General features: G+C 43.1%; 22 protein-coding genes. 16 read left to right on the plus strand and 6 right to left on the minus strand.

Annotated elements, in window-relative coordinates; genetic code table 11:
* Positions 1-237: 237 nt before the first annotated feature.
* The 5 genes from EKG38_RS24325 to dinG form a co-directional block, all read right to left on the minus strand.
* A complete protein-coding gene (locus EKG38_RS24325) occupies positions 238-507 on the minus strand; it encodes a late competence development ComFB family protein (RefSeq protein WP_012141909.1) in 270 nt (89 codons plus the stop codon).
* Between the two features lie 554 nt (positions 508-1,061).
* Positions 1,062-1,754, minus strand: coding sequence for a DUF2057 domain-containing protein (locus EKG38_RS24330; protein ID WP_126523472.1), 693 nt, complete (start codon positions 1,752-1,754; stop codon positions 1,062-1,064).
* Positions 1,755-1,804: 50 nt separating this feature from the next.
* Positions 1,805-2,473: a primosomal replication protein gene (locus tag EKG38_RS24335; RefSeq protein ID WP_126523473.1), complete on the minus strand. Its 669-nt coding sequence runs from the start codon at positions 2,471-2,473 to the stop codon at positions 1,805-1,807.
* Positions 2,470-3,243, minus strand: coding sequence for a TSUP family transporter (locus EKG38_RS24340; protein WP_126523474.1), 774 nt, complete (start codon positions 3,241-3,243; stop codon positions 2,470-2,472). The genes EKG38_RS24335 and EKG38_RS24340 overlap by 4 nt, the downstream gene beginning before the upstream one ends.
* Positions 3,244-3,251: 8 nt before the next feature.
* Positions 3,252-5,324, minus strand: coding sequence for an ATP-dependent DNA helicase DinG (gene dinG / locus EKG38_RS24345; RefSeq protein WP_126523475.1), 2,073 nt, complete (start codon positions 5,322-5,324; stop codon positions 3,252-3,254).
* A 157-nt stretch (positions 5,325-5,481) separates the two neighbouring features.
* Here dinG and EKG38_RS24350 point away from each other — a divergent pair, with 157 nt between their 5' ends.
* From EKG38_RS24350 to EKG38_RS24395, 10 genes are all read left to right on the plus strand, one after another.
* Complete coding sequence (locus EKG38_RS24350; protein ID WP_185826950.1) at positions 5,482-7,905, plus strand: DNA polymerase II; 2,424 nt, start codon at positions 5,482-5,484, stop codon at positions 7,903-7,905.
* Positions 7,906-8,134: 229 nt separating this feature from the next.
* Positions 8,135-9,346 (plus strand): porin, encoded by a 1,212-nt coding sequence (locus tag EKG38_RS24355; RefSeq protein ID WP_126523476.1) that lies wholly within the window; start codon positions 8,135-8,137, stop codon positions 9,344-9,346.
* Between the two features lie 818 nt (positions 9,347-10,164).
* On the plus strand, positions 10,165-12,780 hold the full coding sequence (locus tag EKG38_RS24360) for a TonB-dependent receptor domain-containing protein (RefSeq protein ID WP_126523477.1): 2,616 nt from the start codon (positions 10,165-10,167) through the stop codon (positions 12,778-12,780).
* 108 nt (positions 12,781-12,888) lie between these two features.
* On the plus strand, positions 12,889-13,845 hold the full coding sequence (locus EKG38_RS24365) for a class I SAM-dependent methyltransferase (RefSeq protein WP_126523478.1): 957 nt from the start codon (positions 12,889-12,891) through the stop codon (positions 13,843-13,845).
* Positions 13,846-14,439: 594 nt separating this feature from the next.
* Positions 14,440-15,222 (plus strand): DUF3450 domain-containing protein, encoded by a 783-nt coding sequence (locus tag EKG38_RS24370; protein WP_126523479.1) that lies wholly within the window; start codon positions 14,440-14,442, stop codon positions 15,220-15,222.
* Positions 15,222-16,577 carry a MotA/TolQ/ExbB proton channel family protein gene (locus EKG38_RS24375; RefSeq protein WP_126523480.1) on the plus strand — a complete coding sequence of 452 codons (1,356 nt, stop codon included), beginning with the start codon at positions 15,222-15,224 and terminating at the stop codon, positions 16,575-16,577. Before EKG38_RS24370 ends, EKG38_RS24375 begins: the two co-directional genes overlap by 1 nt.
* Positions 16,577-17,101 carry a MotA/TolQ/ExbB proton channel family protein gene (locus tag EKG38_RS24380; protein ID WP_012141920.1) on the plus strand — a complete coding sequence of 175 codons (525 nt, stop codon included), beginning with the start codon at positions 16,577-16,579 and terminating at the stop codon, positions 17,099-17,101. The genes EKG38_RS24375 and EKG38_RS24380 overlap by 1 nt, the downstream gene beginning before the upstream one ends.
* Before the next feature lie 13 nt (positions 17,102-17,114).
* Positions 17,115-17,519, plus strand: a complete 405-nt coding sequence (locus tag EKG38_RS24385; protein ID WP_126523481.1) for an ExbD/TolR family protein — start codon at positions 17,115-17,117, stop codon at positions 17,517-17,519.
* A 1-nt stretch (position 17,520) separates the two neighbouring features.
* On the plus strand, positions 17,521-18,141 hold the full coding sequence (locus EKG38_RS24390; protein WP_126523482.1) for an energy transducer TonB: 621 nt from the start codon (positions 17,521-17,523) through the stop codon (positions 18,139-18,141).
* 2 nt (positions 18,142-18,143) lie between these two features.
* Positions 18,144-19,403, plus strand: a complete 1,260-nt coding sequence (locus EKG38_RS24395) for a tetratricopeptide repeat protein (RefSeq protein WP_126523483.1) — start codon at positions 18,144-18,146, stop codon at positions 19,401-19,403.
* 71 nt (positions 19,404-19,474) lie between these two features.
* On the opposite strand, the gene EKG38_RS24400 is transcribed toward EKG38_RS24395, so the two are convergent.
* Complete coding sequence (locus EKG38_RS24400) at positions 19,475-19,984, minus strand: diguanylate cyclase domain-containing protein (protein ID WP_126523484.1); 510 nt, start codon at positions 19,982-19,984, stop codon at positions 19,475-19,477.
* A 123-nt stretch (positions 19,985-20,107) separates the two neighbouring features.
* Between EKG38_RS24400 and EKG38_RS24405 the strand changes: the two genes are divergently transcribed.
* The 6 genes from EKG38_RS24405 to EKG38_RS24430 all read left to right on the plus strand — a co-directional run bounded on the left by EKG38_RS24405 (position 20,108) and on the right by EKG38_RS24430 (position 25,978).
* The gene (locus EKG38_RS24405) at positions 20,108-21,958 is read left to right on the plus strand and encodes a DUF885 domain-containing protein (protein WP_126523485.1); all 1,851 of its coding nucleotides are present in this window, start codon (positions 20,108-20,110) and stop codon (positions 21,956-21,958) included.
* A 59-nt stretch (positions 21,959-22,017) separates the two neighbouring features.
* Positions 22,018-22,386: a peptidylprolyl isomerase gene (locus EKG38_RS24410; RefSeq protein WP_221767773.1), complete on the plus strand. Its 369-nt coding sequence runs from the start codon at positions 22,018-22,020 to the stop codon at positions 22,384-22,386.
* A gap of 25 nt (positions 22,387-22,411) precedes the next feature.
* Positions 22,412-22,948 (plus strand): GNAT family N-acetyltransferase, encoded by a 537-nt coding sequence (locus tag EKG38_RS24415; protein ID WP_126523486.1) that lies wholly within the window; start codon positions 22,412-22,414, stop codon positions 22,946-22,948.
* A gap of 161 nt (positions 22,949-23,109) precedes the next feature.
* On the plus strand, positions 23,110-23,343 hold the full coding sequence (locus EKG38_RS24420) for an RNA-binding S4 domain-containing protein (protein WP_012141928.1): 234 nt from the start codon (positions 23,110-23,112) through the stop codon (positions 23,341-23,343).
* A 17-nt stretch (positions 23,344-23,360) separates the two neighbouring features.
* Complete coding sequence (locus tag EKG38_RS24425; RefSeq protein ID WP_126523487.1) at positions 23,361-23,747, plus strand: ribonuclease E inhibitor RraB; 387 nt, start codon at positions 23,361-23,363, stop codon at positions 23,745-23,747.
* A gap of 260 nt (positions 23,748-24,007) precedes the next feature.
* The gene (locus EKG38_RS24430) at positions 24,008-25,978 is read left to right on the plus strand and encodes an NERD domain-containing protein kinase family protein (protein ID WP_126523488.1); all 1,971 of its coding nucleotides are present in this window, start codon (positions 24,008-24,010) and stop codon (positions 25,976-25,978) included.
* Positions 25,979-26,194: the final 216 nt, after the last annotated feature.

Here is a 26,194-nt window from a genome sequence, read left to right on the forward strand (position 1 = left end):
ATCTAAGAAGTGGACGATGCCGATTAGAAACTGGAAACCAGCACTAAATCGCTTTATTATCGAGTTTGAAGATCGAATAGCAGACTACATATAAATTAGGTAGTTACACAGAATCTGCTACAGGGTCGGGTGCGGCTCTAGGGGAGCCTCCAAACTCCCCCCACTCTTTACACCATATTCGATTCATTTTATTGCCGCTCTCTTTGTCTGAGATAACCGCTCTATATTTTATTCAAATCACTCTTTTTCTTTGTTCAAGTTAGCCTTTAGAAATGCTCGCGACTTTTCCAATGCCGTTTGGATCTCTGACTTCATTTCTGCGAGTTCATTGTAATCTTCGAAGAAATAGGTATCGACCAGGTGGCGAATGTACCTTACCGGAAGCTGGTTGAGTGTGACGCAGCAAAGATCTGCAAGATAATCGGCGGGTAACTCATCTAACAAGCCTTCATCGGATAATAGTTCTATTAAGAGTACTTCGTAATAATTTCGAATTTCTAGTTGCATAGAGATGCTCCATGATAATTATCGTAATTGCTATTAGCGAAAAAGTTACTGACCATTAGTTTGCTACCATAATCGATTTGCAGCAATAGAAATTTCACCCGGTCTTTTTGATAATTCTAGTGCCAGTTTGCGATAATACCAATCCTACTACATGTGTGCTCTTTCAGCGGGAGCTCAAAGCGCTGTAGGTAAGGATTATATTTGCTCCTCGGCTCTAGCATCCTCGGTAACTGCTCCATGCGTTACTCTACCTTCTGAATCCATTCAGTCGTGCTTTGCCCTTTGTTTTAAACATCAGCCGCACTATGTGAGCCTCTCAGACATTCCACTTCAGTGTTGCATTGTTGGGATCATAAAAGCAACGAAGAGGGTATAGAGGGATCAGGAGCAATTTGTCTTGTTAGTTGGGGTCTGATCAAGGTGATGAGTCACCTGTGTTTGGCCGTCGAGTGCTATAGAAAGTCAGGTGTCTGTACGGAATGTTTTGTTGTGAGATGATAACGCCAGCTTTAAGTGGCTGGCGTGTCAGAAGAGGTTATACCAATTGGTATTAATTAGAGTTGTTTAATCGCCCAGCTCATGAACTCTTTACGGGTTTCTTGATCTGCGTGTAACCACCAGTATTGAAGCATTTGTTGAGCGTGTGCAGCATCGCTTGCTTTGTCACCCAATGCTGGAATGGGTGTGATCCCTGCGTCAATAGGTGCAGGTTTACTGACTGGTGCTATGGGGGTTGTTGATGCGATAACGGCACCACCTGTTGCAGCAGTGGCTACACTGGCAACATCCTGGCCATTTCCGCCACCGAAGAGAGTATTTACAAATGAATCTTCAGTAAATTCGGTCTGATCGACTCTATAGCTCACCTGACCCTTATCGCTTCGTGTGATCACGACCTGGGGAGATTTTGCAAAAGTTTTTGGTTTTTTTACAAAATCGCCATCGGCAGGTTTTAGCCGGTATTCATGATCGCCATCAACGTCAATAGCGATGATAAATGGTGATGACTTAACAAAGCTTTCACCGTCACTAAAATCATCCTCAACCATGTCATGGTAACGAATTGCAATTTTATGAGAACCATTGCTCAGTTCAAGATCGGCCTTATGATTGAATAGGCTGGTCTCTATTTTCTTCCCATCGATGGCAAGGTATTCGAACGCCATTGGGATATGCAAGTTGGCAGCCAGAACCGATGAGGAACCAAGCAGAGCGATGATTGCGGTGATTGGCTTAAGTGATTTCATTGTTACTCCTTAACGATAATAATTCGGATATATACCCAAACCGAACGGATCTAGTATCTTCGATTGGTTTGGCTATAAGGGCGTTCAAACGCCTGAATACGCTCTTCTATATAACTGATAGCTTGTCGGCATTTCCCTAAACGTCGATGAACTAAGAGGATTTCATTTTGCATTTTGATTTTGTCAGCACTATGACAGTTTTCGAGTTCAGATTGCAAATTTTCAATTTTCTGCTCAAATTTTTGCACCCAATTATGGTGTTTATTTAGCTCATCATAGAGTTGATGGCTGTTCTGCATCACGCCTGCGGCAATCCAGTTGAAGCCACTGTCGTTATGGGTCTTTGTACGGCGACTTCGAGCTTGTGCGATACGTGCGGCTTTTTGTTGTTCAGCCGATTTGACCCCAAGTGTGGTTGTATTTAAGGCTCTTCTTACTGCTGTGAATCTATCTTGTATACGCTCACAACTTAATGCGATAGTGCTTGTCGATAACTTATTTCTGATTAACTTTTCTAACTGTTGAATACTCTTATTGATCTGCTCAATACAAGGCTTTAGTTCAGCACCGGTTTGAATGAAGAGCTCATCGTTAAAGCGTTCAGTATCCTGAAGTAAGCGTCTCTGCCCTTTGGGCAGTAAAGCGTCGTGTTGAAGCACTGCTTGCTCTAATTGCTTATGTTGGACTCTTAATCGTTTGAGTAGTTCATTTGTATTCAAAACCACGCACTCCAGGCAAGTTTTGCTGCGATCAATAGTACGATAGTGACAAACACGGGTCTGATGAACTGAACACCAAATTTTATCGCAGACCTTGCACCAATAAACGAACCTAACATCATGCAGAGCCCCATGGAAAGGCCAATCGTTAAGTTGACTTTTCCCAGTGCAAAAAAGATTAACAGTGAGGTGAGATTACTGGTGAATGTCATCGCCCTGGCCAAGCCACAGCTATGCAGAAGAGGGAGACGATGATAGGTAGTACTGCTGATTGTCCAAAAAGCGCCGGTACCAGGACCGGCAAAACCATCATAAAACCCCAATATTACCCCTTGGAGCCATTGTTTAACTGCAGTAGCCGGCTTTTTTAATGGAGTAAAACTGTTACAACCCATCGCATTTGGTTTTAATAGGGTATAAAGAGCAATGACGATGATAATGACAGGCAGCCATTTTTCTAACCAACTCTTGTCAATCAGATAGACGATAAATGTTCCACTCACTGCGCCGATAAAGGTCGCAATAAAAGTGTGGTACCAAAGATTTGGGGTGAAGAGGTTCTTTCGATAATAGGTAAATGCGGCCATAGATGAGCCAAAGCATGCCGCTAATTTATTCGTGCCTAAGGCTAAGTGCGGTGGGATCCCCACAGTAAGTAGCGCGGGGATAGACAATAATCCCCCTCCACCGGCAACAGCATCGATGAAACCTGCGATAAGGCCAATACCGGCTAATATGGCCCATGTTGAAGGTTCAAACAGTAAATCCAAAAGTATGCCTATTCTATTACGCGGCGAAAGGGAGGTAGAGCATCCAGTAATGATTTCCCATAACGTTTACTGACAAGACGCCTGTCCAAAATCGTGATGCGGCCATAGTCTTGCTCTTTACGAAGTAATCTACCACAACTTTGTATCAGTTTACGTGATGCATCGGGAATCGTCAGCTGCATGAAGGGATTGCCACCCTTTATTTTAATGTATTCTGCATGGGCCTGCTCTACGGGAGAGGTGGGCACTGCGAAAGGAAGCTTAGTGATGATCAGATTCGTCAGATATTCACCCGGAAGATCGAGTCCTTCAGAGAAGCTCCCGGTGCCAAAAATAATACTCGGCTCATTATCATCACAACGCTTCTTGTGATTAGTTAAAATTTCCTGTCTCGATGCCGTACCTTGTAACTGTAAACCTGTCTTAATCTTGCTTTCAACGATATCGGCTACTTTTTCCATCTGCCAATAGGAAGCGAATAGCACTAAGGTCGCTTGTTCGCCTTCAATTAATGTCAGGATCTGTTCTGCAAGCTCTTCAGTATAACTGTCATCGGTCGGCTCAGTTTTCATTTTAGGCAAGAAGAGTGTGGCATTTTGCTCGAAATCGAATGGAGAATCTAAGGCCAGATAACGGCTGCCATCATCGATAGAGAGACCTACTTGACGGGTGAAATGGTTGAAGTTGTTTAATGCCCTTAATGTTGCACTGCACAGTACAACCCCTGCCGCTTTATCCCAGAGTAATTTCTCCAGCATAAAACCGACTTCGATTGGAGAAGCGTTAAACAGGTAATCAGTTTGTTTTCCTGTGATGAGTTCAATCCAACGTGCCATAGGGGCACCCTTTGGATTATCCTCCTTCGCCATCATTTTCCACAGTTTCTGTAGGTTTTCTAATCTTTGCAACATGAAGCCAGTTTCTGTTAGCAGTTGCTCAGATTGATGTTTAGGGATATCCCCATCTTTAATCGCTTCACTGAGTAATACCAACATCTTATTAAACTGTTTCAGTGCCGTTGTCGAAACGGTGGCTAAGTTTTCAGCTTGTATAATTAGGGCTTCGGGCAATTTTCCATGTTCGAATCGAATACGATTTTCAGGGTTATCGAAGCGTTTCGTTTGAGAGTCGCAGTAGTGGGCTATCTGGTTTAATAAACCTGTTAGATCGGTTACATGATCTTGCATCGCCTGAACAGGAGCTATGATATGGTTACTTTTTATTTGATTTTGTAACTTGCTACTGGTTTTATCTATTTTATCTAACCAGTCAATAGCGCCGCGTAAGGTGGATTGTGCGCTTGAAAAGTCTCGAGCCACCATAGGCAAGTGATGGGCTTCATCGATAATATAGTAAAGCTCTTCGGGATCGGGAAGAATGACACCACCCCCTAATTCCAGGTCGGCAAAAAGCAGACTATGGTTAGCGATCAGTACATCCCAGTTGTCGAGATCTTCTCTGGCCTTGTGAAATGGGCAGTTTCGATGACTGGCCAATTGGCGATGACAACTGTGTTTATCGCAGGCAATCTGCTGCCATAAATAATCGGGCAGTTGCGAGGGCAAGGTATCTCGTTCACCGTTCCACTTCCCCTCATGATAGTCTTTTAACAGGACTTGTAATTGCTTCACCTGACTATTGTCAGGCTTTGTTTGCCACATCGCCATTTGGGTGCCGTTGTCGGCACCGATGAGCATCTCGAGTTTAGATAAGCAGACGTATCTCTGTCGTCCTTTTACCAGTCCGAAAGTAAAATCTAATTCAGATTGTGCGAGAAAGAAGGGCAGATCTTTGTGTAACAGCTGCTCCTGAAGGGCGACGGTTGCTGTGGCAATACAGACTTTCTTCTTACTGGCTAACGCAAGCGGAATTGAGCCTAATATATAAGCCAGCGACTTTCCGATCCCGGTTCCAGCTTCAACAACTATGATGCGTCTATGCTTATCGTATTCACCGGCGAGTGTTTTAGATATCTCTGCGACGATATAGTTTTGTTCCCGCCTGGAGCGGAAGTCAGGTAACGCCGCAGCAATACCTTTATATATAGTACGAATTTGAGTTTTTACGTCAGCAGATAACATGCGCATACAAAGAGAGAAATAGAGCTGTACATAATAACAGTGATTGCATAGCCTTAACTAGAATTATTTAGTTTATTGAGTAATACATTATCAGATTTGGTACTAGCACCGACTACCAACGAAATATGGATCAGGCATTGAGGCATGTTTAACTGTTATGAATAAAGAGAAAAACCCGAATATTGCACTAAAGGGTAGGGTGCTTTCACGGCATGTTGTTCAAGACTCAGCTTCATTATGGCTGCATTATTATGTGAAAACTGAAAATGGCCCGGTTTTGGTCAAAGTACCTCAAGCGGAATTTATCTGTTTTTGTTCCAGTGCTAACCTAACATCCTTGCTTTCAATACCCGCGCTTGGTGTGGTGAGAACCAAGGCATTACCCTTACATAACTTTGATTTAGAAAATGTCACTGCTATCTATTGTCAATCGAGACAAGGTTTTCGACATCTGATCAAAGGTGCTATAGACTTAGGGATCGCCCTTTTTGAAGCCGATATCAGACCCGAGCAGCGTTATCTTATCGAGCGTTTCATCGCTCTCGATGCCGAGTTTATGGGGCATTATGCAGAAGTCGCATCCTCCTCGGCCCTTCCTGTGTTCATCGCCCAGCGAGCCAGAACAAGCTCTCTCGATATCAAATTAAAATCAATATCTCTGGATTTTGAATGTAGCTTCAATGGAGAGCTATATTCGGTGGGACTTTATGGACGTAATGAAAAAGGCGATGAGTATCAAAAAGTGATTATGGTAGGCAACCAGACAGATCTGGGCTCAAACAAGCAGCCAGATGGAGAGTTTGCTCGAATTGTCGATGATATCCAGTGGGTGAGAGACGAAAAAACGCTGATTATCGAATTGATAAATTGGTTTTCCGACTATGATCCCGATGTGATCATTGGTTGGGCTGTGGTGACTTTCGATCTGGCCCTTTTGTATCGGAGAGCAAAACTGCATGGTGTTGCCCTTACTATTGGCCGTGGGGCAAGCGAACTTGGATGGAAAGTTGCCGATAAATATCGGCCTGAAACCCTGACTTTACCTGGCAGAGTCGTGCTCGACGGTATCGATTGGCTCAAAGCTGCATTTTATCGATTCGATAGTTTCTCTTTAGAATTTGTTAGTCGAGCCCTACTTAAACGCGGTAAAGCGATTCACAATGTAGAAAATCGTGGAGAGGAGATCACTGAACTCTTTCATAATAATAAACCAGCCTTGGCCCATTACAATCTTAACGATAGCCGTTTGGTCTGGGATATTTTTAAGAAAACCCAACTGTTTGACTTTGCAATTGAGCGTTCGAGGTTAACAGGGCTGGAGTTAGGTCGGGTCGGTGGCTCGGTTGCTGCATTTAATAATCTCTATCTGCCATATCTCCATAGAGCGGGTTATGTCGCTCCCTCCGGGGCAGCAAGCCAGGGACTTGAGAGTCCTGGTGGATACGTGATGGACTCGATGCCAGGTTTATATCGGGATATTGTGGTTTTAGATTTCAAGAGTCTTTATCCCTCTATCATTCGTACATTCTTGATCGATCCTAAAGGGTTAATAGAAGGGCTGTCATCACAGGAGTCCGATACTGTGGAAGGTTTTCTGGGGGCAAAATTTAGTCGTCGCTCCCCCATCCTACCTCAACTGATAAAAACGTTAGCCGAGCATAGGGAGGACGCAAAGGCTGAAAAGAACGCTCCGCTTTCTCAGGCGATAAAAATTATTATGAACTCTTTATATGGTGTGCTGGGATCGAAAGGTTGTGTATTTCATGATGCCCGCTTAGCCAGCTCTATAACACTTAGAGGTCATGAGATCATGAAGCAGACGCGGAAGTGGATCGAGGAGTTGGGCTACCAGGTGATTTATGGCGATACCGATTCAACTTTTGTCTGGTTAGGGGGGAAATCTTCTCAAACAGATATCGGCGAAATTGGGAAGCAGCTGGTGGAAATTGTGAACAGGAAGTGGAAAGAGAAACTTAAAGATGAGATGAAGCTCGACTGTTATCTGGAGTTGGAATTTGAATCGCATTTTGAACAGTTCTTTATGCCGACATTGCGTGGGTCATCGGAAGGGTCAAAGAAACGATATGTCGGAGCCTATACCAAACCCGATGGTGAACTTGAATTGATCTTTAAAGGCATGGAGCAGGTGAGAAGTGATTGGAGTCCATTAGCCAGAAGAGTACAGCAAGAGTTATATTTTCGTCTTTTTTCTAAACTTGATGTTGTCTCTTTCTTGCGCGGTGTTATTGATGACCTTAAACTTGGTAAGTTAGATGATGAATTGATATTTACGAAAAGGCTACGTAGAGACATCAAAGACTATACCGCTAAGTCATCACCTCATGTCAAGGCTGCACAAAGGATGTGCCAATATACCTCAGATGAACAATATTCGAGAAAGGGCACCAAGGTAGCGTACCTCATCACGCTTAACGGGGCTGAGCCGGTTAAGTTTCAAAAGTCAGCCATAGATTACAATTACTACATAGATAGACAACTTCAACCTATTTCTGATCCCATCCTTACCATATTGAAAGTAAAATTCGAAAATATTGCCTCTAATCAGTTATCGTTAATTTAATGGGGCGGATCTTAATGCTGTGTTGTATTTGTGTTGCGGTGCAGTGTATTTCTTGCTGCTAAAGGGTTTTAATGGTTTTTTTGCTGCTAAAAACCGCGATTTTTGTGACATTCCTCTTTGAGTGATTGCTAATATTTTGTTAGTCTCAATTGCAATCAGGAAGAAATAAAACAACGGAATGTCACAAAATAGAATCAAGCAGACTGAAAACATTAAGGTTAGACATCACATGAAAAAGACTCTAGTAGCATCCGCATTAGCAGCCGTTATATTTGTTCCGTCGGTATCGGCAATCGAGATCTATAAAGACGACAAAAATGCCGTTGAGATCGGTGGATGGATGGATGCGCGCATCATCAACACTCAAGGGGCTACAGAAGTGGTAAACGGTGCATCTCGCATCAATTTTGGATTTACCCGTGAAATGAGCGATGGATGGAAAGCATTCACAAAGCTCGAGTGGAGTGTTAACCCGTTTGGAAACAGTGACATTGAATATAACAATGACAGTGCTTTTTCTTCTGAAAGTGATGAATTTCTTCATAATCGTCTAGGTTATGTCGGTCTAGGTCATGATACATACGGTAGCCTGACAATAGGTAAGCAGTGGGGCGCTTGGTACGACGTAGTTTATAACACTAACCTAGTGAACACTTGGGATGGTAACGCGTCAGGTACTTACACATATAACAAAGCCGATGGTGCTATTAATGGTACTGGTCGTGGTGACAACACCGTTCAATACCGTAATGCATTTGGTGATGTTAGCTTCGCTCTACAGGTGCAATTAAAGCAAGATAGCTTTGATTTGACAGAAAGCTCGCTGGATAATAATTCAAACCCTTTCCCAACAGCTGATAAAAACTTCATGACTGGAAGCTCTACAGCTTCTACTAGTGAAACTATTGCAACGGTTGAATACAACAATACCGTTGGTGGTTCTATCACTTATGCCGCAACAGATATGCTAACACTTACGGCTGGTTTCAACTTAGGTGAATTTGACGGTACCATGGCATCGGGCGAAGGTATCTCTGAAACAGATTACATTTATGGTGCTGGTTTGACTTGGGGTGGATTTGAGCAACCAGGTTTCTACGCTGCGATCAACATCAACAAGAACGAGTTCCATGATACAGACAATATGGGTCGTTTGATGCATGACGCTGTAGGTCTTGAGTCACTGTTCAGCTATAAGTTTGACAATGGCCTTAAGCCTATCTTTGCTTATAACTACCTCAAAGCTGGTGACGCATACGAAGCATTTTATAATGATGGCGAATTTAAGCGTCAGTTCATCGTAGCTGGTCTGCATTTTGTTTGGGATGAGCAAACAATGCTTTATTTAGAAGCACGTAAAGATTTGAGTGAATTCAATGCTGGTAACCAAACTCCAGATGAGAGTGATGGTGTTGCAATCGGCATAAGATATTACTTGTAAGCTTACGATTTTACCTTTTGAAAACGCCCTTTATGGGCGTTTTTTATTTGACTAATATAGTGATAGCTTTATTTAGTTAATACCCGAGCCAAGAGGCAAGGGATATTGATTATGAGAGGACCGTTGAATAACTAATATTGCTATCTCTTTGACAGCCTGTCAGTGAGCTTTTATCATAATTTGAAGGAACACTTCTTTTATATAAAATGGGTAAACGAAGTCGCTACTATAATATTAGCGCAAGCTACATTTTGTTTTTACCAATCAAGTTAAGCCTGCTTTGTCAATCCCCAAACCCTATTCAAGCTAATTTCCAGGGATTGTTATAAAACGAGTAAAACATAGATTATTGCTCAATGCGTAATGAAATGTTTACACTTGTTGTGGGAGTGTTAACTGTAGATGTAACTGATTAAATCGCATCAAATTCTTCATTTCAGCAAGGTATACTCTCCTAGCAGTGTTATCAGCTTTTCTTTCTATATTTTAAATATCACCTCACCCTATGTGTAAGTCACTGTTTTATTGATGTATAACTTAATGTGGGGGCTATGGGGGTATTTAAAGTCAATCCGTTTAATATCTATTTTCTTCAAAAAAGCGCATAAAAATCTATCTAAAGAATTCAAATTATTACACTCGGTTGTATACAAAATAATCGAATGAGGATCACAGCTGTAAAAAACACTGCTTATATGTTGATTAAATGTTTCAGGTATGGTCTTATTTGTTTGCGAATGTAGTCAGGTGTAACACTTTGTGTTCATCTGGGTACATCTCATAATAAAATAAAAAAATAAAGTCCAGGGAGAAACAACATGTATAAGAACAGCTTACTAGCTAATTCAGTGCGTTTTGCACTAATTAGTGGCGCTGCGGCAACAGCAGCACTTACAGCTCCAGCAGTTTTTGCGGCAGATGAGTCTGCAGAAGTAGAAAGAATTGAAGTAACAGGTTCTCGTATTAAGCGTAGTGACCTTGAAGGTGCATCTCCTGTAACAACAATTACAGCCGATGATATGAAGGTTGAAGGTAACTTTACTGTAGCCGATGCGCTACGTAACAGTAACTTGAACTCATTTGGTTCATTCTCTGAAGCTTCAGGTAGTTCTTGGCAGTCTCAAGCTACTATTGATCTTCGTGGTGCAGGTTCAAGCCGTACTTTAGTTTTGATTGATGGTAAACGTTTCCCTGGTTCTCCAACTATGGGTGGCGCTTCTGCTAACTTGAACGCAATCCCAATGGCGGCTGTTGAGCGTATCGAAATCCTAACCGATGGCGCATCTTCTACTTATGGATCTGACGCGATTGCTGGTGTTGTTAACATCATCATGAAGAAAAACTACCAAGGCATCGAGTTTAATGTTGGTGGTGGTAGTCGTGACCAAGATGGCGGCCTGACAAGTAAAGAGTTTGGCGTCGTGGCAGGTTATGAGATGGACAAGGGTAACATTACCTTTGCATGGGATCATCAGGACCGTGAAGGTATTGCTGATGGTGATAGACCATACACCGCTGCAAAAATGACAGATCATGATGGCGATGGCATCATCCAAGCGTACAACGAAACAGATGGTTGGTCATATTTCGGTGCGACTATCGCATCTCCTGATTGGGCGACTACTCAAGCTTCACCTTTGTGTGATGAGTTAGAAGCATCATATGGTTCAGATGTTTTCCAAACTGTTGCTGCTGATTCTGATTGGTCTCCAGGTTCTGAATACTGTATGTATGCGTACGGAAACGTGTCTTACAACAAGGCTTCAGTTGATCGTAACACCGTCTATGTTGATGCAAACTACGAGTTATTTGAAGATGTTGAGTGGTTTGGTCGTATCATGTTCACTCAAAATGAGTCTTTTGGTCGTTATGCACCTCCTGCAGCGACATGGGATGACATGGCTGCAGATAACCCACACAACCCATTTGGTGAAGTCACTACGGGTCTATTCCGTTGGGTAGATATTGGAACACGTGATGGTAACAGCAGTGATTACAACCAAGATTATCTAACGGGTCTTCGCGGCACTATCAGTGCGTGGAATGATGCAACTTGGGAAGTCTACTACCATTACAACAAAGCAGATAACAAAGACATTGGCGAGTACTACCTCAGTAAAGGTGGTTTAGCGCACAATATTGCTAATGATATTGATTTAGGTTCAGCCGCAGGTGTTGCTAATATGAAAGCAACGACTCTTACTCAGAACAAGGCTGAATTCCATCAGTACAATGCGGGTATCGGTTTTGACGCATTTGAACTTCCTGGTGGTGAGATAGCTCACTTTGCAGGTATGGAATACTTCACACAAGATTACTCATCTGTCTATGATGCACAGTCTGAAGCTGGTCTGATTGGTGGTAGTGCTGGTAACTCTGCTGGTGGTGATCGCTCAGTAACAGCATTCTTCTATGAAGCTGCTTTGCCTATTATTGATTCAGTTGAAGTTAACTTGGCAGCTCGTTGGGATGAATATAGCGATTTTGGTGGCAACCTGTCTCCTAAAGCATCGGTGCGTTGGCAGGCGCTAGAAACTGTCGTAGTACGTGCGTCGTACTCTGAAGCTTTCCGTGCTCCATCACTAGATCAACTCTATGCGGCAACCTCTTTCAGCGCTGAAGATTCTAAAGATATCCCAATGTGTACTGAAACTGGTACAGCTGGTTGTGAAGAGAGACAAATCGATACTTGGTATAGTGCCAATGACGAGCTTGGACCAGAGACATCAGAGTATCTAAACTTAGGTGTTGCTTGGGATATTACAGATAGCTTTGGTGTGAAAGTTGATTATTTCAAGCTAGAGATTACTGATGTTATTAGTACTCGTTCTACCGAAGATGTTATCGAAGGTATTCATGATGGTTCAATCACTTCTGATGATACTTTCTATGTAGATCGCGCTCCTACTACTGATGGTTCATTAGGCCGAGTTTTGGAAGTGGGTACTGGTTACGATAATGGTGCAGGATTTAACATTGAAGGTGTCGATGTTGCTTTAAATGCTAACTTCGAAACTGGCGTCGGTGAATTTGGAATTAATTGGTCAAACAGTTTCATTCTTAGCTATGAAGAAGAGGAAGCCGTTGACGGTGAACTTAAGTTAGTCGATAACGCTGGTAAGAATGATAAGCCAGATTACCGCTCTGTATTTACGACTACTTATTCTATGGGTGATCATAGAATTGGTTGGAACATGAACTACACTGCTGGTACTGAAGAGCTTAAAGGCGAGACAGTCGATAAGCGTGATTCATGGTTAATCCACAATCTTTCGTATACTTATGATGTTGGTAGCTATGGTATTATCATGTTAGGTGTTAACAACTTAACTGATGAAGATCCAGTGTTGAGCTCTACTGGTAAGTATGAGAATCCAGAGTTGTACAACAACTATGGTCGCGAATATAAAGCTTCTTACACAATTAAGTTCTAAATATAGTATTTAAATAAGTTATAAATACAGTATTTAAATTGAAAAAAGACCCGCAAGGGTCTTTTTTTTTGATAGGTTGACAGGCAAATGCATTAAGAAGAGAAGAAAATGAATAACCATTGGAGTGATTATTGGGAACAGGGGCACTTGACCTCTTTTGGTGAGAGCTTTAGCAGTAACTATACCGGGGTGTTAAATGAGATATGGGCACCTCGATTCGAAGAGCTAACAAATGACTTTAAAGTATTAGATCTGGCTACAGGTAATGGTGCTTTACCCTTGTTGGTGAGCGACTATCTGAAAAACAGATCTATTAAGGGCGAGGTCATAGGTGTCGACTTGGCGAAAATTAAGACAGATATTAACGCCGTCAACCTGTCGGAGAATCTTAATGTAAAATTATTATCAAATATTGACTGTATCGAACTTCCTTTTGAGGATGGACAATTTGAGCTGGTCATATCTCAGTTTGGAATTGAATATGCGGACCTTAAAAAAGCGGTCCCCGAAGCTTTGAGGGTGCTTCACTGTAAGGGACGACTCGCTCTGGTTATGCATCATGAGAACTCGCTAATTTTAAGACGAAACCGCCGAATACTGTCGTTAATTAAGGCTGATGAAGTTGAGGGTATATTCAAGTTACTCAGTGGGATAGTCAACAAAATGGGAGATATGAAGAGTAAGCAAGATTTAGATAGAGCCAAGCAAGACCAAAGCTGTGAGGCCCTCAGGAAACAGCTAAATTCATCGGTCGGTGTACTCGTCGATAGGGATGAAGCGGCGCTTAAAGATTGTGAATTACTGAACTATGTCGCGACCCTGTTTCAGACTGGATTGTTTTGGAATAAAGATAAAAAGCTGAACTATATTGAATTTGCAAGGCAACAGCTAAAAACGCTCGATGTCAGACTATCTGAACTGGCAGATGCCGCGCAATCTGAAACCTCTTTAGCGGAGATTATTAATCTCATTTCACAACACGATGCTTCTTTGGACCACCTGTCATCGGTCGTTGATGAAAATAAAGATGTTTTAGGGTGGAATCTATTGATAACAAAACAATAATTACTGCAACTATGGGCTGAATTCGTGATTTTATTGGTTAAGTTGTTGTTTGTCATGCCTCTCGTTTTTTTTGAATGCGTGATCTGTGCTAAAGAGACTCGATCGCGCTTTGAGAGATAAGATTAAAGGATGTAATTAGGACGGTTTTGACAATAAATTTCCAGATATAGCAATGTAAATGTATACTGGTATAACCAGCTTTGGTTAAAAAGTTGTTAAATTCAAGGGTGCGGCGTTAACATTGTAAAGTTGCTAAAAAACAATTGCTTAGCCTTTGTCTTTGGTTTTTTTTATGAGCATCTTGTTAATGCTGTTTTTACTTAGTTGTCTAAAAAACTCCCTTTTGCTTGTTTTCCATCCTTTAAGCTCGTTTTCTACTAGTTTTAGACCGCTTCAATTGTTGACACAGGTCAACATTTTGTGAAATGATGCCAGCGGTGCTACGTCTTCGACGGCGTAGAAAAATAAGATAATAATTAACAATCACAAGAGAAAGACATACTTATAGACTGGAGATTCCTGCAAATATAAGCAGAACCCCATGTTGTTAATAAGTTAAACCTTTTTAATTTTACTTCAAATTGGTTGGGAACTATGTCCAAGGTAAGCAATAAAACAAAAATCGCTACAGCGCTCGTGGGCGCACTAGCCTTAGCCGGCAGTAACTTAGTGATTGCAGATCCTCTTTCTGACGTCCAGAAGGCTGACAGCAAAATTCACGCTGAAGCAGCAACATCTCAAAAGAAAGTAGATAAGTACTTTGACCAAGCTCAGGACATGGTGTTCGAGTATGGTTCAGTTGCAGATGAGCGTGAATCACTAAAATCTTATAACGATTACGTAGCAGGTCTGGTTGCAGACCAAGAATCTACGATGAAATTAATTCAAGATGACATCAATGGTGTCGACGCTCTTCGTCAAGGTGTTGTTCCTCTAATGTTTAAAATGGTAGATGCGTTAGAACAGTTTGTTCAGCTTGATCTTCCTTTCAACACAGAGACACGTATTGAGCGTGTAAACAATCTCAAAACTCTTCTTAACAGTGCCGAAGTTACACTGGCTGAAAAGTATCGTCTTATCCTGGATGCTTACAGCATCGAGCGTGAATACGGCGGATTTATCGCAGTTAAAACTGGTCAGTTAAAGCTTGATGGTAAAGAAGTCTTAGTTGATTTCTTCAACTTAGGCCGTGTTGCCCTTTATGCTCAGAGCTTAGACGGTAGATTAGCTTGGATGTATAACGATGAAACTAAAGGTTGGGATCAACTAGAAGATAGCTATCTTCGTGAAATCACCAAAGGTATTCGAATCGCACGTAAACAGGGTGCACCGGATCTATTCTCGTTACCAATTCCTGCTGCGGAGGCTGCACAATAATGAAGAAGTTAATTACTACAGCAATCGTTGCTGCAACCCTGGCTTTATCTTCAGGTATTGCTAGCGCAGCTGACGCACCTAAGTCTATTGACCAGCTTCTTAAGCAGGTTCAGACAGACCGCGCAAATGCTTCTAAGACAAACAAGAAGCGTGAGCAAGAGTTTAAGAATGAGCGCGGCGATAAAGCGGCACTTCTTAAGCGTGAAAAAAATGCCCTTGCTGCCGAAAGACAGCGCGGTAAAGATCTAAACCAAGCTTTCCTTGATAACGAGCGTAAAATCGGTCAGTTAGAGGAAGACTTAAAAACAGCTCAAGGTGACTTGGGTGAAATGTTTGGTGTTGTTAAAGGTGATGCGGGTGATTTCGCTGGTAAGCTAGCGGGTTCTAACATCTCTGCACAGTATCCTGGCCGTGATGTTTTCATCGCAGACCTTGGTGCTCGTAAGCAGTTACCAAAAATTGATGAACTTGAGCGTTTTTGGGAAGATCAGCTGTTTGAAATGGCTGAATCTGGCAAAGTGGTTAAGTTTGAAGGCGCGGTTACTGATATCGATGGTAGTGTTCGTAATACAACAATCACTCGAGTTGGCCCATTCAACCTTTTAGCCGATGGTAAGTACGTTGTTTTTAACGCAGACCTAGGTCTTATTCAGGAGCTTTCACAGCAGCCTGACGGATACCAGGTAAAGACTGTTGCATCATTTGAAGGTACAACTTCTGGCGCGGCAAGGCTTTACATTGACCCGGTTAAAGGTGTGCTACTGAACATCTTTACTCAGAAGGCGACTATCGAAGAGCGTATAGAAGCGGGTGGAACCATTGGTTACATCATTATCTGTCTGCTTATTCTCGGTGCTCTTATCTCAATCGAACGTCTAATCACACTTGGTATCGTTGGCGCTAAAGTTAACAGTCAGCGTAAGAATCTTGATAACCCAGGTAACAACGCCCTCGGTCGCGTACTTAAGGCTTACCAGGACAACAAAGATGTTGACGTTGAAACGCTTGAGCTGAAACTTGACGAAGCAATTCTGAAAGAGACACCAGCACTTGAGACGCGTATCTCTATAATCAAGGTTCTTGCTGCAATTGCACCTATGATGGGTCTGCTAGGTACCGTAACCGGTATGATTGCAACCTTCCAGAGCATTCAGTTGTTCGGTACTGGTGATCCTAAGCTTATGGCTGGTGGTATCTCTATGGCGCTTATGACTACGGTTCAAGGTCTTGTTGCTGCACTACCGCTTATGCTTATGCACGCTATTGTTATTGCACGTAGTAAGTCAATCGTACAAGTTCTAGAAGAGCAAAGTGCGGGAATTGTTGCTTCACACGCTGAGAAGAGGAAAGCCTAATGTTATTCCTGATGGATATCTGGGATTCCGTCAGGGGCTTCATGGCCGCCGGGGGCGACGTTCTCTGGTTAGTGGCTGGTGTATTGTTTGTCATGTGGGTATTGATGCTTGAGCGCTACTGGTATCTGAATTGGGTATCACCAAAAGAGCACAAAGCAATCATTAGCGCATGGGAAGCGAGAGAGGATTCAACCTCTTGGTATGCACACCGCATCCGTGAAGCTTGGGTATCCCAAGCGAAGCAAGATTTAACGGCACGTATGCTGCTTATCAAAACCTTAGTTGCAATCTGTCCTATGATAGGTCTGCTAGGTACCGTAACCGGAATGATATCAGTATTCGATGTGATGGCAGTTCATGGCACGAGTAATGCTCGTATGATGGCAGCTGGTATTTCAATGGCAACCATGCCGACAATGGCGGGAATGGTTGCTGCGTTATCAGGAGTATTCTTTAGTACTCGTCTTGACGCAAAAATGAAAATCAGTTTGGCAAAGCTAAAAGACAGTCTGCCGCACCACTAGAGAGAGATTGAACATGGCACGTAGAAAGCATTTTAGCGTAGAAGAGGAAGCTGAGATTGATATGACACCGATGCTCGACATCGTGTTTATCATGCTTATCTTCTTCATTGTAACAACATCGTTTGTTAAACCATCGGGTCTTGATTATAACAAGCCTGAAGCGTCTCAAGCGACGAAGAAGCCTTCAGCTAACATCTTTATTGGTGTGAGCAAGACTGGCGTTATCATGATGGAGAATCGTCAGGTTGATATCGAGCGTGTGACAGCAAACGTAGAACGTATGCTTGCCGAAGCACCAGAAGCAGCTGTACTTATTCAGGCCGACCAGGATGCTAAACATGGCTTAGTGGTTAAGGTGTTGGATAACGTAAAAGCGGCGGGTATTGATAAGATCTCTGTATCGGCGGGGGCTGATTAATATGCTGAGAGGAATAGTATCATTCATTATTGGTGGTGCTGTGACTTTTGCTTTGTTTGTTTTCATGGCGTTTTTGGTAGGTGGCGGTCCAACCCGTCACGATGCCTCGACAGAATCACCTGTCATTGAAATTACCATGAACAAAGATGATGCATCAGCACAGAAAAAACCAAGGGTTAAGCCGAAGCCGCCTACGCCGCCGGAGCAACCACCCAAGCCTGATGTGACTCCGCCTGACAGTTCATCTGACATCGACACAAATATGTCATTTAACATGGGTGGTGTAGCAGCGGGGGGAGCCAATACAGGCTTTAAACTGGGTAACATGATGACTCGTGACGGTGATGCTACACCTATCGTTCGAATCGAGCCTCAGTACCCAATAGCTGCAGCACGTGATGGTAAAGAGGGTTGGGTACAACTTAGCTTTACTATTAATGAGCTCGGTGGTGTAGAAGATGTTAAGATCATAAAGGCTGAACCGAAGCGTTTGTTTAATAAAGAAGCAAAACGTGCACTTAAAAAGTGGAAGTACAAGCCTAAAATAGTTGATGGTAAAGCATTAAAGCAACCAGGTATGAAGGTACAACTCGATTTCACCTTAGATAAAGGAGGCAGATAACGATGCGTAAAGTTAGTTTTAAAACGACTAGTATAGCAGCAGCTTTATTGCTCTCCTTAGGTGGAAGTTTAGCACTGGTACCAGCTGTTAATGCCGCTGAGAAATGTGAAATCGACACGCGTAAGTCTAAAGCCGTTGGTCAATCCGCAGCTAAGAAAGTACAAAGGTCTTTCAAAGCTTATCAAGAGGGCGACATCGACGCAGCGATAGAAGTTTTACTTGAAGCCGATCCTAATCATGATTTTGATAAAGCGTATATTGCCCGTATGTTGGGTAACTTTTATGCTGAAAAATCTCAGATGGGCACGGCTATTAAGTATCTTAAAACTGCCGTCGATTTCGATATTCTGGGTGGAACTGACACAGCTGCGACTTTGCGTCTTTATGCCGATCTCTTATTGCAAGAGAAGAAGTTCAAAGAAGCGATCCCGTACTACTACAGATGGATGGAGTTCACTTGTAAGCAAGACGCTCAGATCTATCGTCGTATCGGTATCGCATACTCTGAACAGAAGAACTGGAATAAAGTTCTTGAGGTTGCAGACAAAGGCTTAGCCATCAGTGACAAACCTGACAAAGGTTTGTACCAGATGAAGCTAACGGCTTACTTCAACCAAAAGAAGTATCCTGAAGCGGTTAACGTGTTAGAGACCATGGTGCCTCTCTTCCAGGACGATAAACGTCTTTGGGTTCAGCTAGCTCAGTTTTATCTGATGACTGAAAAGTACACCAAGTCGCTGGCCACTTATGATTTAGCGTATAAGAATGGATTTTTAGAGACTGCGGGTAACATTACTCGTCTGACTCAACTGCTTGCACAAAATGGTTCGCCATACCGTGCCGCGACTATCTATCAAAAGCATATGAAATCAGGACTGATAAAAGAGGAAGAGAAGACTCTTGCGATTTTAGCCGGTTTCTATCATACCGCTAAAGAGCTTAAAGAAGCTGCGCTGTACTATGGCAAAGCGGCTGATGCGGGTAATAATGGTAAGTACTACCTGCGTCAGGGGCGTATTCTTTCCCTCGATGGTAAGTCTAAGGCTGCTATTCCGGTTCTCAAGAAGGCACTCGATGCCGGCATTAAGCACCCAGGTGAAGCTCAGTTTGAACTGGCACTGGCCTATCTCACTAATAAGCAATACAAGTCAGCGTATAAGCGCTGCAAGTTAGCTGCTAAAGATGATAAGACAGCCCGTTCAGCGAAAGGATATATCTCTTATATTAAAGAGAAGGCACGAATTCACAACGTAACTTTGTAAATTCGTTCCAGAAAAAGGCCCCGAAAGGGGCCTTTTTATTGCGAAAGTTAAACCGTATAAATACGGGACAATTATTGTAAATGCCTAAGCTCAATGTTCTTATTTTTCTCACGTCCTAATTCATGGCTTAGACTCTCAACATCTTTAAATATAATCTCGATATTAAGATCTTGTTCGGGTGTGCAGATGCAGCCGGCGAGTTCATAATCCACATGGCTGGTATGTTGTCTGCCATATTCAAGATTGAACTGTTTAATCTTGTCTTCAATTCGTTGCAAAACAATTTGGGTACCTGGTTCATCGATGTTGAATAAACCTAAGGCAAAACTGTTATTGTTGAGCCTGGCCACCAGATCTGTTGTCCTAAGAATGGCTTCTTGCACTTGCTTCATAAAAAATTCGAGCAAATGAGGTTGCTTAACTGTTTCATGTATGTGCGGGCAAAGATACAATAACGCCAAACTCTGGTGATCTCTTATATGGCGATGCCACTCACGGTTAAACACCTCCATAAAGTAGGTTTGGTTGTAGACGCCGGTCTCAGGGTCTCTGAATCCTGAGTTACGAAATGAATAGATCATCGGTTACTCCTTTCCCATTAGCACAAGCTTTTTGGGAGGCTAATCACACGACCAAGTTATATCAATTGCTATAAGTATAGAAAATAACAAGCATTTGCACAGAATATTAGAGAGAGGGATTTAATGAAAAGAGCTTTACTTACAGTATCAATAGGATTGGTACTAGGCCTAACAGCTTGTTCAGATAGTGAAAAAGCAACTGGGATATCTGTTAATTCACCAGTGGAAATAGCGCAAAACAACCCAGCTAAAGCAGGTCAAGCTATTAAGAATCAAGCTGTCGAACAGGCTTATTTAACCCTCGTGGATAACTTCTTTAAAGACTACCTTAAACTTGAACCTATCTATGCGACGTTTGTTGGTGTTAACGATTACAATGACCAGTTTGGTGGTGATCTGACCGATGAGTACCTTAAAGCCCGCCACGAGTTTAATACCAGTTACCTGAAACGTGTCGAACAGATTGATAGAAGCCAACTCTCTCCCGATCTACAGCTAAGCTATGACATGTTTAGTTATGATAGAAATGTCGCCTTAGTCGATGAGACATTCCCGTCACGCTTTATGCCCATGAATCAGTTCTACAGTACTGTGATAAGCATGGTGCAACTCGGCAGTGGTGAAAGTGCTCAGCCTTTCAATACGGTTGAAGATTATGATAACTGGTCTTCACGTCTCTCAGGTTTTATCAACTGGACTAAGCTCGCGCAAGCGCGCATGGATGAGGGGATAAGAAGTAAAGTTGTCCTGCCTCGTATTCTGGTTGAGCGCATCATTCCTCAACTCGAAGCGCAGTTGGTAAACCAAGCCAGTGATAGTTTGTTTTACACTCCGGTGAACAATTTCCCGGAGAGTTTTACTCAAGAACAAAAAGATGAGATCACAGCAAAATACACTCAACTGATTAATAAAGAGCTACTGCCAGCATTAACCTCTCTGAAAGAATACTTCGCGACAACCTACTTACCGGCTGCACGAGCCAGCGATGGATGGTGGGGGTTGCCCAATGGTAAAGTTTGGTATCAGCACTTAGCTAATACCCACACGACGACCACTATGTCTGTTGATGAGATCCATCAAATTGGTTTAAGTGAAGTCGCCCGTATTCTCTCTGAAATGGACAAGGTTCGTCAGCAGGTGAAGTTTGAAGGCGATTTAACGGCATTTTTTGCTTCATTGTCATCTGAACCAAAGTATTTCTTCGGTGAACGTCAGGGTTTGATCGATGGCTATATGACGCTTAAAGATAAGATCAATGCCGAATTACCTAAATACTTTAATGTTATGCCTAAGGCAGATTATGTCGTTAAACCTGTAGAGAGCTTTAGGGAACAATCTGCGGCGGGGGCCTCATATGAGTCGCCAGCGGTAGATGGTTCGCGTCCGGGTGTGTTTTATATCAATACCTACAATCTAAAGGCACAGCCCAAATGGGGGATGACAACGCTTTCTCTGCATGAGGCAGCACCAGGACATCATTTCCAAATTGCCATTAAGCAAGAGCTTTCGGGTGTACCCGAGTTTCAACGATTCAGTGGCTATACCGCTTTCGAAGAGGGTTGGGCGCTTTACGCAGAATACTTAGGTATTGAGATGGGCTTATTTGAAGATCCTTATCAATACTTTGGTAAGTTATCCGATGAGATGCTTCGTGCCATGCGTCTCGTTGTCGATACGGGACTCCATGCTAAAGGCTGGACACGTGAGCAAGCCATTCAGTATATGAAAGACAATTCGCCAATGGCTGAGTCGGACATCATTGCTGAAGTCGAGCGTTATATGGCCATTCCCGGTCAGGCCTTGTCGTACAAAGTCGGTCAGTTAAAGATCTTGTCGTTGAGAGCCGAAGCTGAGGAAGCCTTGGGGGATAAGTTTGACTTAAAGTCGTTCCATGACCAAGTATTGACTTCAGGCTCCCTGCCTATGGCCGTGATGGAGATGAAGATCCATCATTGGATTGAAAGTCAGAAATAATCGTGTATTGTTTGATTATTAGACACAATTTATATTAAAGCTTTTTTTAAACCCAGTGAATGTTTTATACTAGCTGGGTTTATTTTTTAGTTCATTTGCTTTTACTTCAGATAGGTAAAGCAAACATAATTTATGTTAGGAGTTATAACATGGTACAAGCCACTGCAAGACATTTACTCGTAAGTACTGAAGTTCAGTGTGAAGAGCTTAAGCAACAGATTTTGGCTGGCGCCGATTTTGGTGATGTGGCTAAGGCTAACTCATCTTGCCCATCTGGCGCTCAAGGTGGCGATCTGGGTTCTTTCGGACCTGGAATGATGGTTAAAGAGTTTGATGAGGTGGTATTTAGTGCACCGCTTAACGAAGTGCAAGGTCCCGTTAAAACTCAATTTGGTTACCACTTGCTTGAAGTAACAAGCCGAGGTTAATAATCCTTAAAGGATTAGTACTATTATGCTCGAGCTTTATACCGACAGATTAAAAGTTCGCTCCTTGAATCGTGATGATTGGAGCGATTTTTTATCGATTCACCAGGATCCTATGATAAATCAATTTGTCAGACGGCCCGATGATATCGATACTCTGAAGGAAAAGTTCGAGCATAGATTGTCCCCCTGGTCCTATAGCTCAGGAGATTGGCTAACCTTAGTTATCGAAGAGCTGGAAACGGGTCGCTTTATCGGGTTTACAGGACTCTACTGTAAGAACCTTGATTTTGGGCATGCCGAAGTCGGTTACATGCTAGCGACAGAAGGCCAAGGTAAAGGCTATGCCACCGAGAGCCTTAAAGCCGTTATTGACTGGGCTGTCCTTAGTTTCAGTGTTCATAAATTTATCGCGCTTTGCGCCAAAGCCAATGTCGGCTCAGCCAAAGTACTGGAACGCAATGGCTTTCAATTAGAGGGGATACTCAGAGATAACTATAAAGTCGATGAAACCTGGATTGATGACTGTAGTTATGGTTTGCTCAGCAAGGATAGAATCATCTAAATCGCTTGCCTCTTGTTTGTCGTAAAAGCTAATTTCTTCCCTATCTTTCTCCCTCTGTATCTGACACCGCTTATTTGCATATCCAATCTTAGATAATTGCTACAGTTTGTGCTCTTGTGAGTGCTATAATCCCGTGAGAAATTTGATTAAAGGTAAATCGTGTGACAGCACAAATTGCGACCTTGGCATTATTGCCTGGTGAAGAGTTCATAGAGCTATACAAAATTTTGAAAGTCGAAGCTATGGTTGGCGGCGGCGGAGAAGCAAAATTCGTTATCGGTGAAGGTATGGTAACCGTTGACGGTGTTGTTGAAACCCGTAAACGTAAGAAGGTTCGTGCGGGTGAAGTTGTTTCATTCAACGATACTTCAGTTAAGATTGTAGCGGCAGAATAGAGCGGACGGAGTAAATAATGCAATTCCCAGATGATGATAATGGCAAAATGCTGGCAGCAATGGCTGATGCGGGCATCGATCTGACTAAGCAACTTGATGTCGATTTCTTCCTTGTTTTTGACGACCAAAGAGATGCAGAGTCTGCGACCGAAGAGCTGGCAAAGTCTAAGCTTGAAGGTGAGATGGAACTTCACTTAAATGATGAAGTCGGTAAGTGGGAATTGATAGTCTGTATCAATATGGTTCCACAGTACCAAGCTATTGTCGAACAAGAGGTGAAGCTTAATGAGTTTGCCGCTGAATTCGGGGGCGCAACCGATGGTTGGGGAGTCATGCAGCATCAAGAGGGTGATGATGAATTCACCGACGATGAGCATGAATGTAGCGATGACTGTAAGCACTAATTGAGCTGCTTCGCATCCCGATTAATGCCACTTGGTGGCGTTGTTATTGAGTGTTTTATTAGGTGTTTTTTTAGATTTAGTCAGCTAATCAATAAAATGTTAGAAATTCTGTATTAAGCCACCATTTAGGTGGCTTTTTTTATGCCCGTAATTCATCATTGGTCGTAATTAAATTTTTTTGATAAAACCTGAAGTTAACCAGTTTTACTCTTTATATATGCTCGTTTCATGTCAGGTAGATGCCACAGAGGGAGATAATAATGGCAAAACAGATAAGCTTCGGGACTCCGGTGAATGATGCAGAACGTTGGGCATTTTCATTGTTAGCCTCCGAGCTGCCGGAAAATTATATATTGCTGACCAACGTGGAGATCCCGACAAAATCGGGTCAGGCAATGGAGGTCGATGCGCTCGTTATAGGCGAGTGGGGCGTCTATGTTGTCGATGTTAAGGGCTATATCGGTAGGCTGGATGCGGGCCTGCATGCATGGTCACTCGATGGTCGCGAAGTCGATAACAGCTTAGCAAAAGCTAACTATGTTGCCCGAGTTCTGGCGGGTAACGTCAAGCATAAAATTCCTGTTGGTGTCTACGCACCTTGGTGCCAAGGCATGGTGTTTATTACCGGCCGTAAAGGTGAAGAGATAGAGCTTGAAAAACAACAAGGCTCACTTAGCATATATACGCCAAAGCAGATTGTCGCTGCGTTAACCAAGGAGTGGGGGCTCACTGCACCACGTAGTCATCAGGTTACCGATGAGCAGAAGGAGATGGTGCTCAAAACCATAGGTCAGGTTGCCCTGGTCGAGCAGCGTAACAATAAAATTCAGGACTTTACTAAGCTGAAATGCCTCTTCATCCAAAGTGGGTTAGAAGTTTGGCAGGCGGAATACAACCCGGGAGACTGGACCGCTCCATGGTTACTTAAAATCTTGATCCCAACCCAATTTACCGATCAGATCCAGTCACAAAATCATGAGACTCAACTGAGAGCCGAATTTAAACGCCTGCAGGCCTTAACCGGTTGCAGTGGTGTGCCCTATTGCGCTCCGCTCATTCAAGACGGAGAGCAGTTAGTACTTCCTATCCGTATGCCACGTGGTGTACCGCTGAATATATTGGAAACAGAGAGCCTCACAACCTATCAGCTGCTCGAGATCTTAAGACGTTCGGTATCAGGTTTACAGCAAATTCACCGTCGTGGCTTTACTGTCGGCGGGTGGACCAGCAATTGTATCTTCGTCTCAGATATGGGGGATGTCGAATTCATCGATATTAAGGATACCCTCAATACCAGTGAAGATATTCAGGCTTACGCCCACGGCTTCTTAGCTTTGGCCGAGCAGACTAAACAGCCACGTATCTATCAGTGGTATCAGGTGGCAGCAAAAGGGGAAGGCGGCGATCTCGATGCACTTCGCTGCGATCTCTCTGCGCTTATCGATAACGGCGTGTGTGATACCCTGCCAGAGAAACTGGAGATCACCGTCGGAGCGATAGTCGATCATCATTATCGGCTCGAGCAGTTCATTGCTGCAACCCAACACAGCCAATTTTGGCGTGCAAGGCATATACAGGGCCAGTATCAATGTGGCGTCTCGGTATACAGCAAGGTCGAGTCAAACTGGCCGACACTGAGTAACCTCTATCGCAGCTTATCCAAATTGCACCATCCTCATGTCGAAAATGTACTGGCCTTTGGTCAACTCCCACAAAGTGAAGAGCTGTTTATAGCACGTTCCTGGGAGTATGGCGCCTCTCTCGATGAGCTCAGCGATATTCAGCTGGGGCAGCCGGTGATGTGGTTTACTCAGTTACTGACAGGACTGCAATATATGCATCAGATGGATATCTATCATGGTGCAATTTGCCCCAAAAATATTATCTGCAATCAAGAGAAAGCCATCTTAGTTAACTTCGGCATCGGGCTGGATATTGCGACCAGTCACTATGCCAGCCGCTACGCCGATCCTAAGTTGTGGGCGGCCGAAGGGGATGCGGAGAAGGATCTCTATGGTTTGGTGGCGAGTTTTATCTCGACACTGGCGCCGGTTTCGCTTCAGGGAGACGGTGGCCAGGAGGGGATTATTCAGGCGCTGAACTCATTCGATAAGCAGTGGTTTGGTGAAAAGACCTTCGATACCTGTATGAAGGTATTAAACTTTGAATTTGACGTCTCTCAAGGCATTAATTATCAGGAAGCGTTCGATGTCGTTGAGTGTTTAGTGTAACCCATACTCAGATGCTAACGAGGAGAGGCTCTGTTTGAGCCTCTCCTTTTTTATGGATTATTCTGTGAGGTTCTAGGTTCTAGGTTCTAGAGCCTGTAAATAATTTTGTGTAACTACCTTTCAATCAGTACCCTACATGGGTCAATGGAAGGTAGAACATGAACAAAAAAGAACTAGAAGCATTCGCTAAGGAAGCTGCAAAAGGCATTAAAACTG

Source organism: Shewanella canadensis (genome assembly GCF_003966225.1).
Lineage (GTDB): Bacteria > Pseudomonadota > Gammaproteobacteria > Enterobacterales > Shewanellaceae > Shewanella > Shewanella canadensis.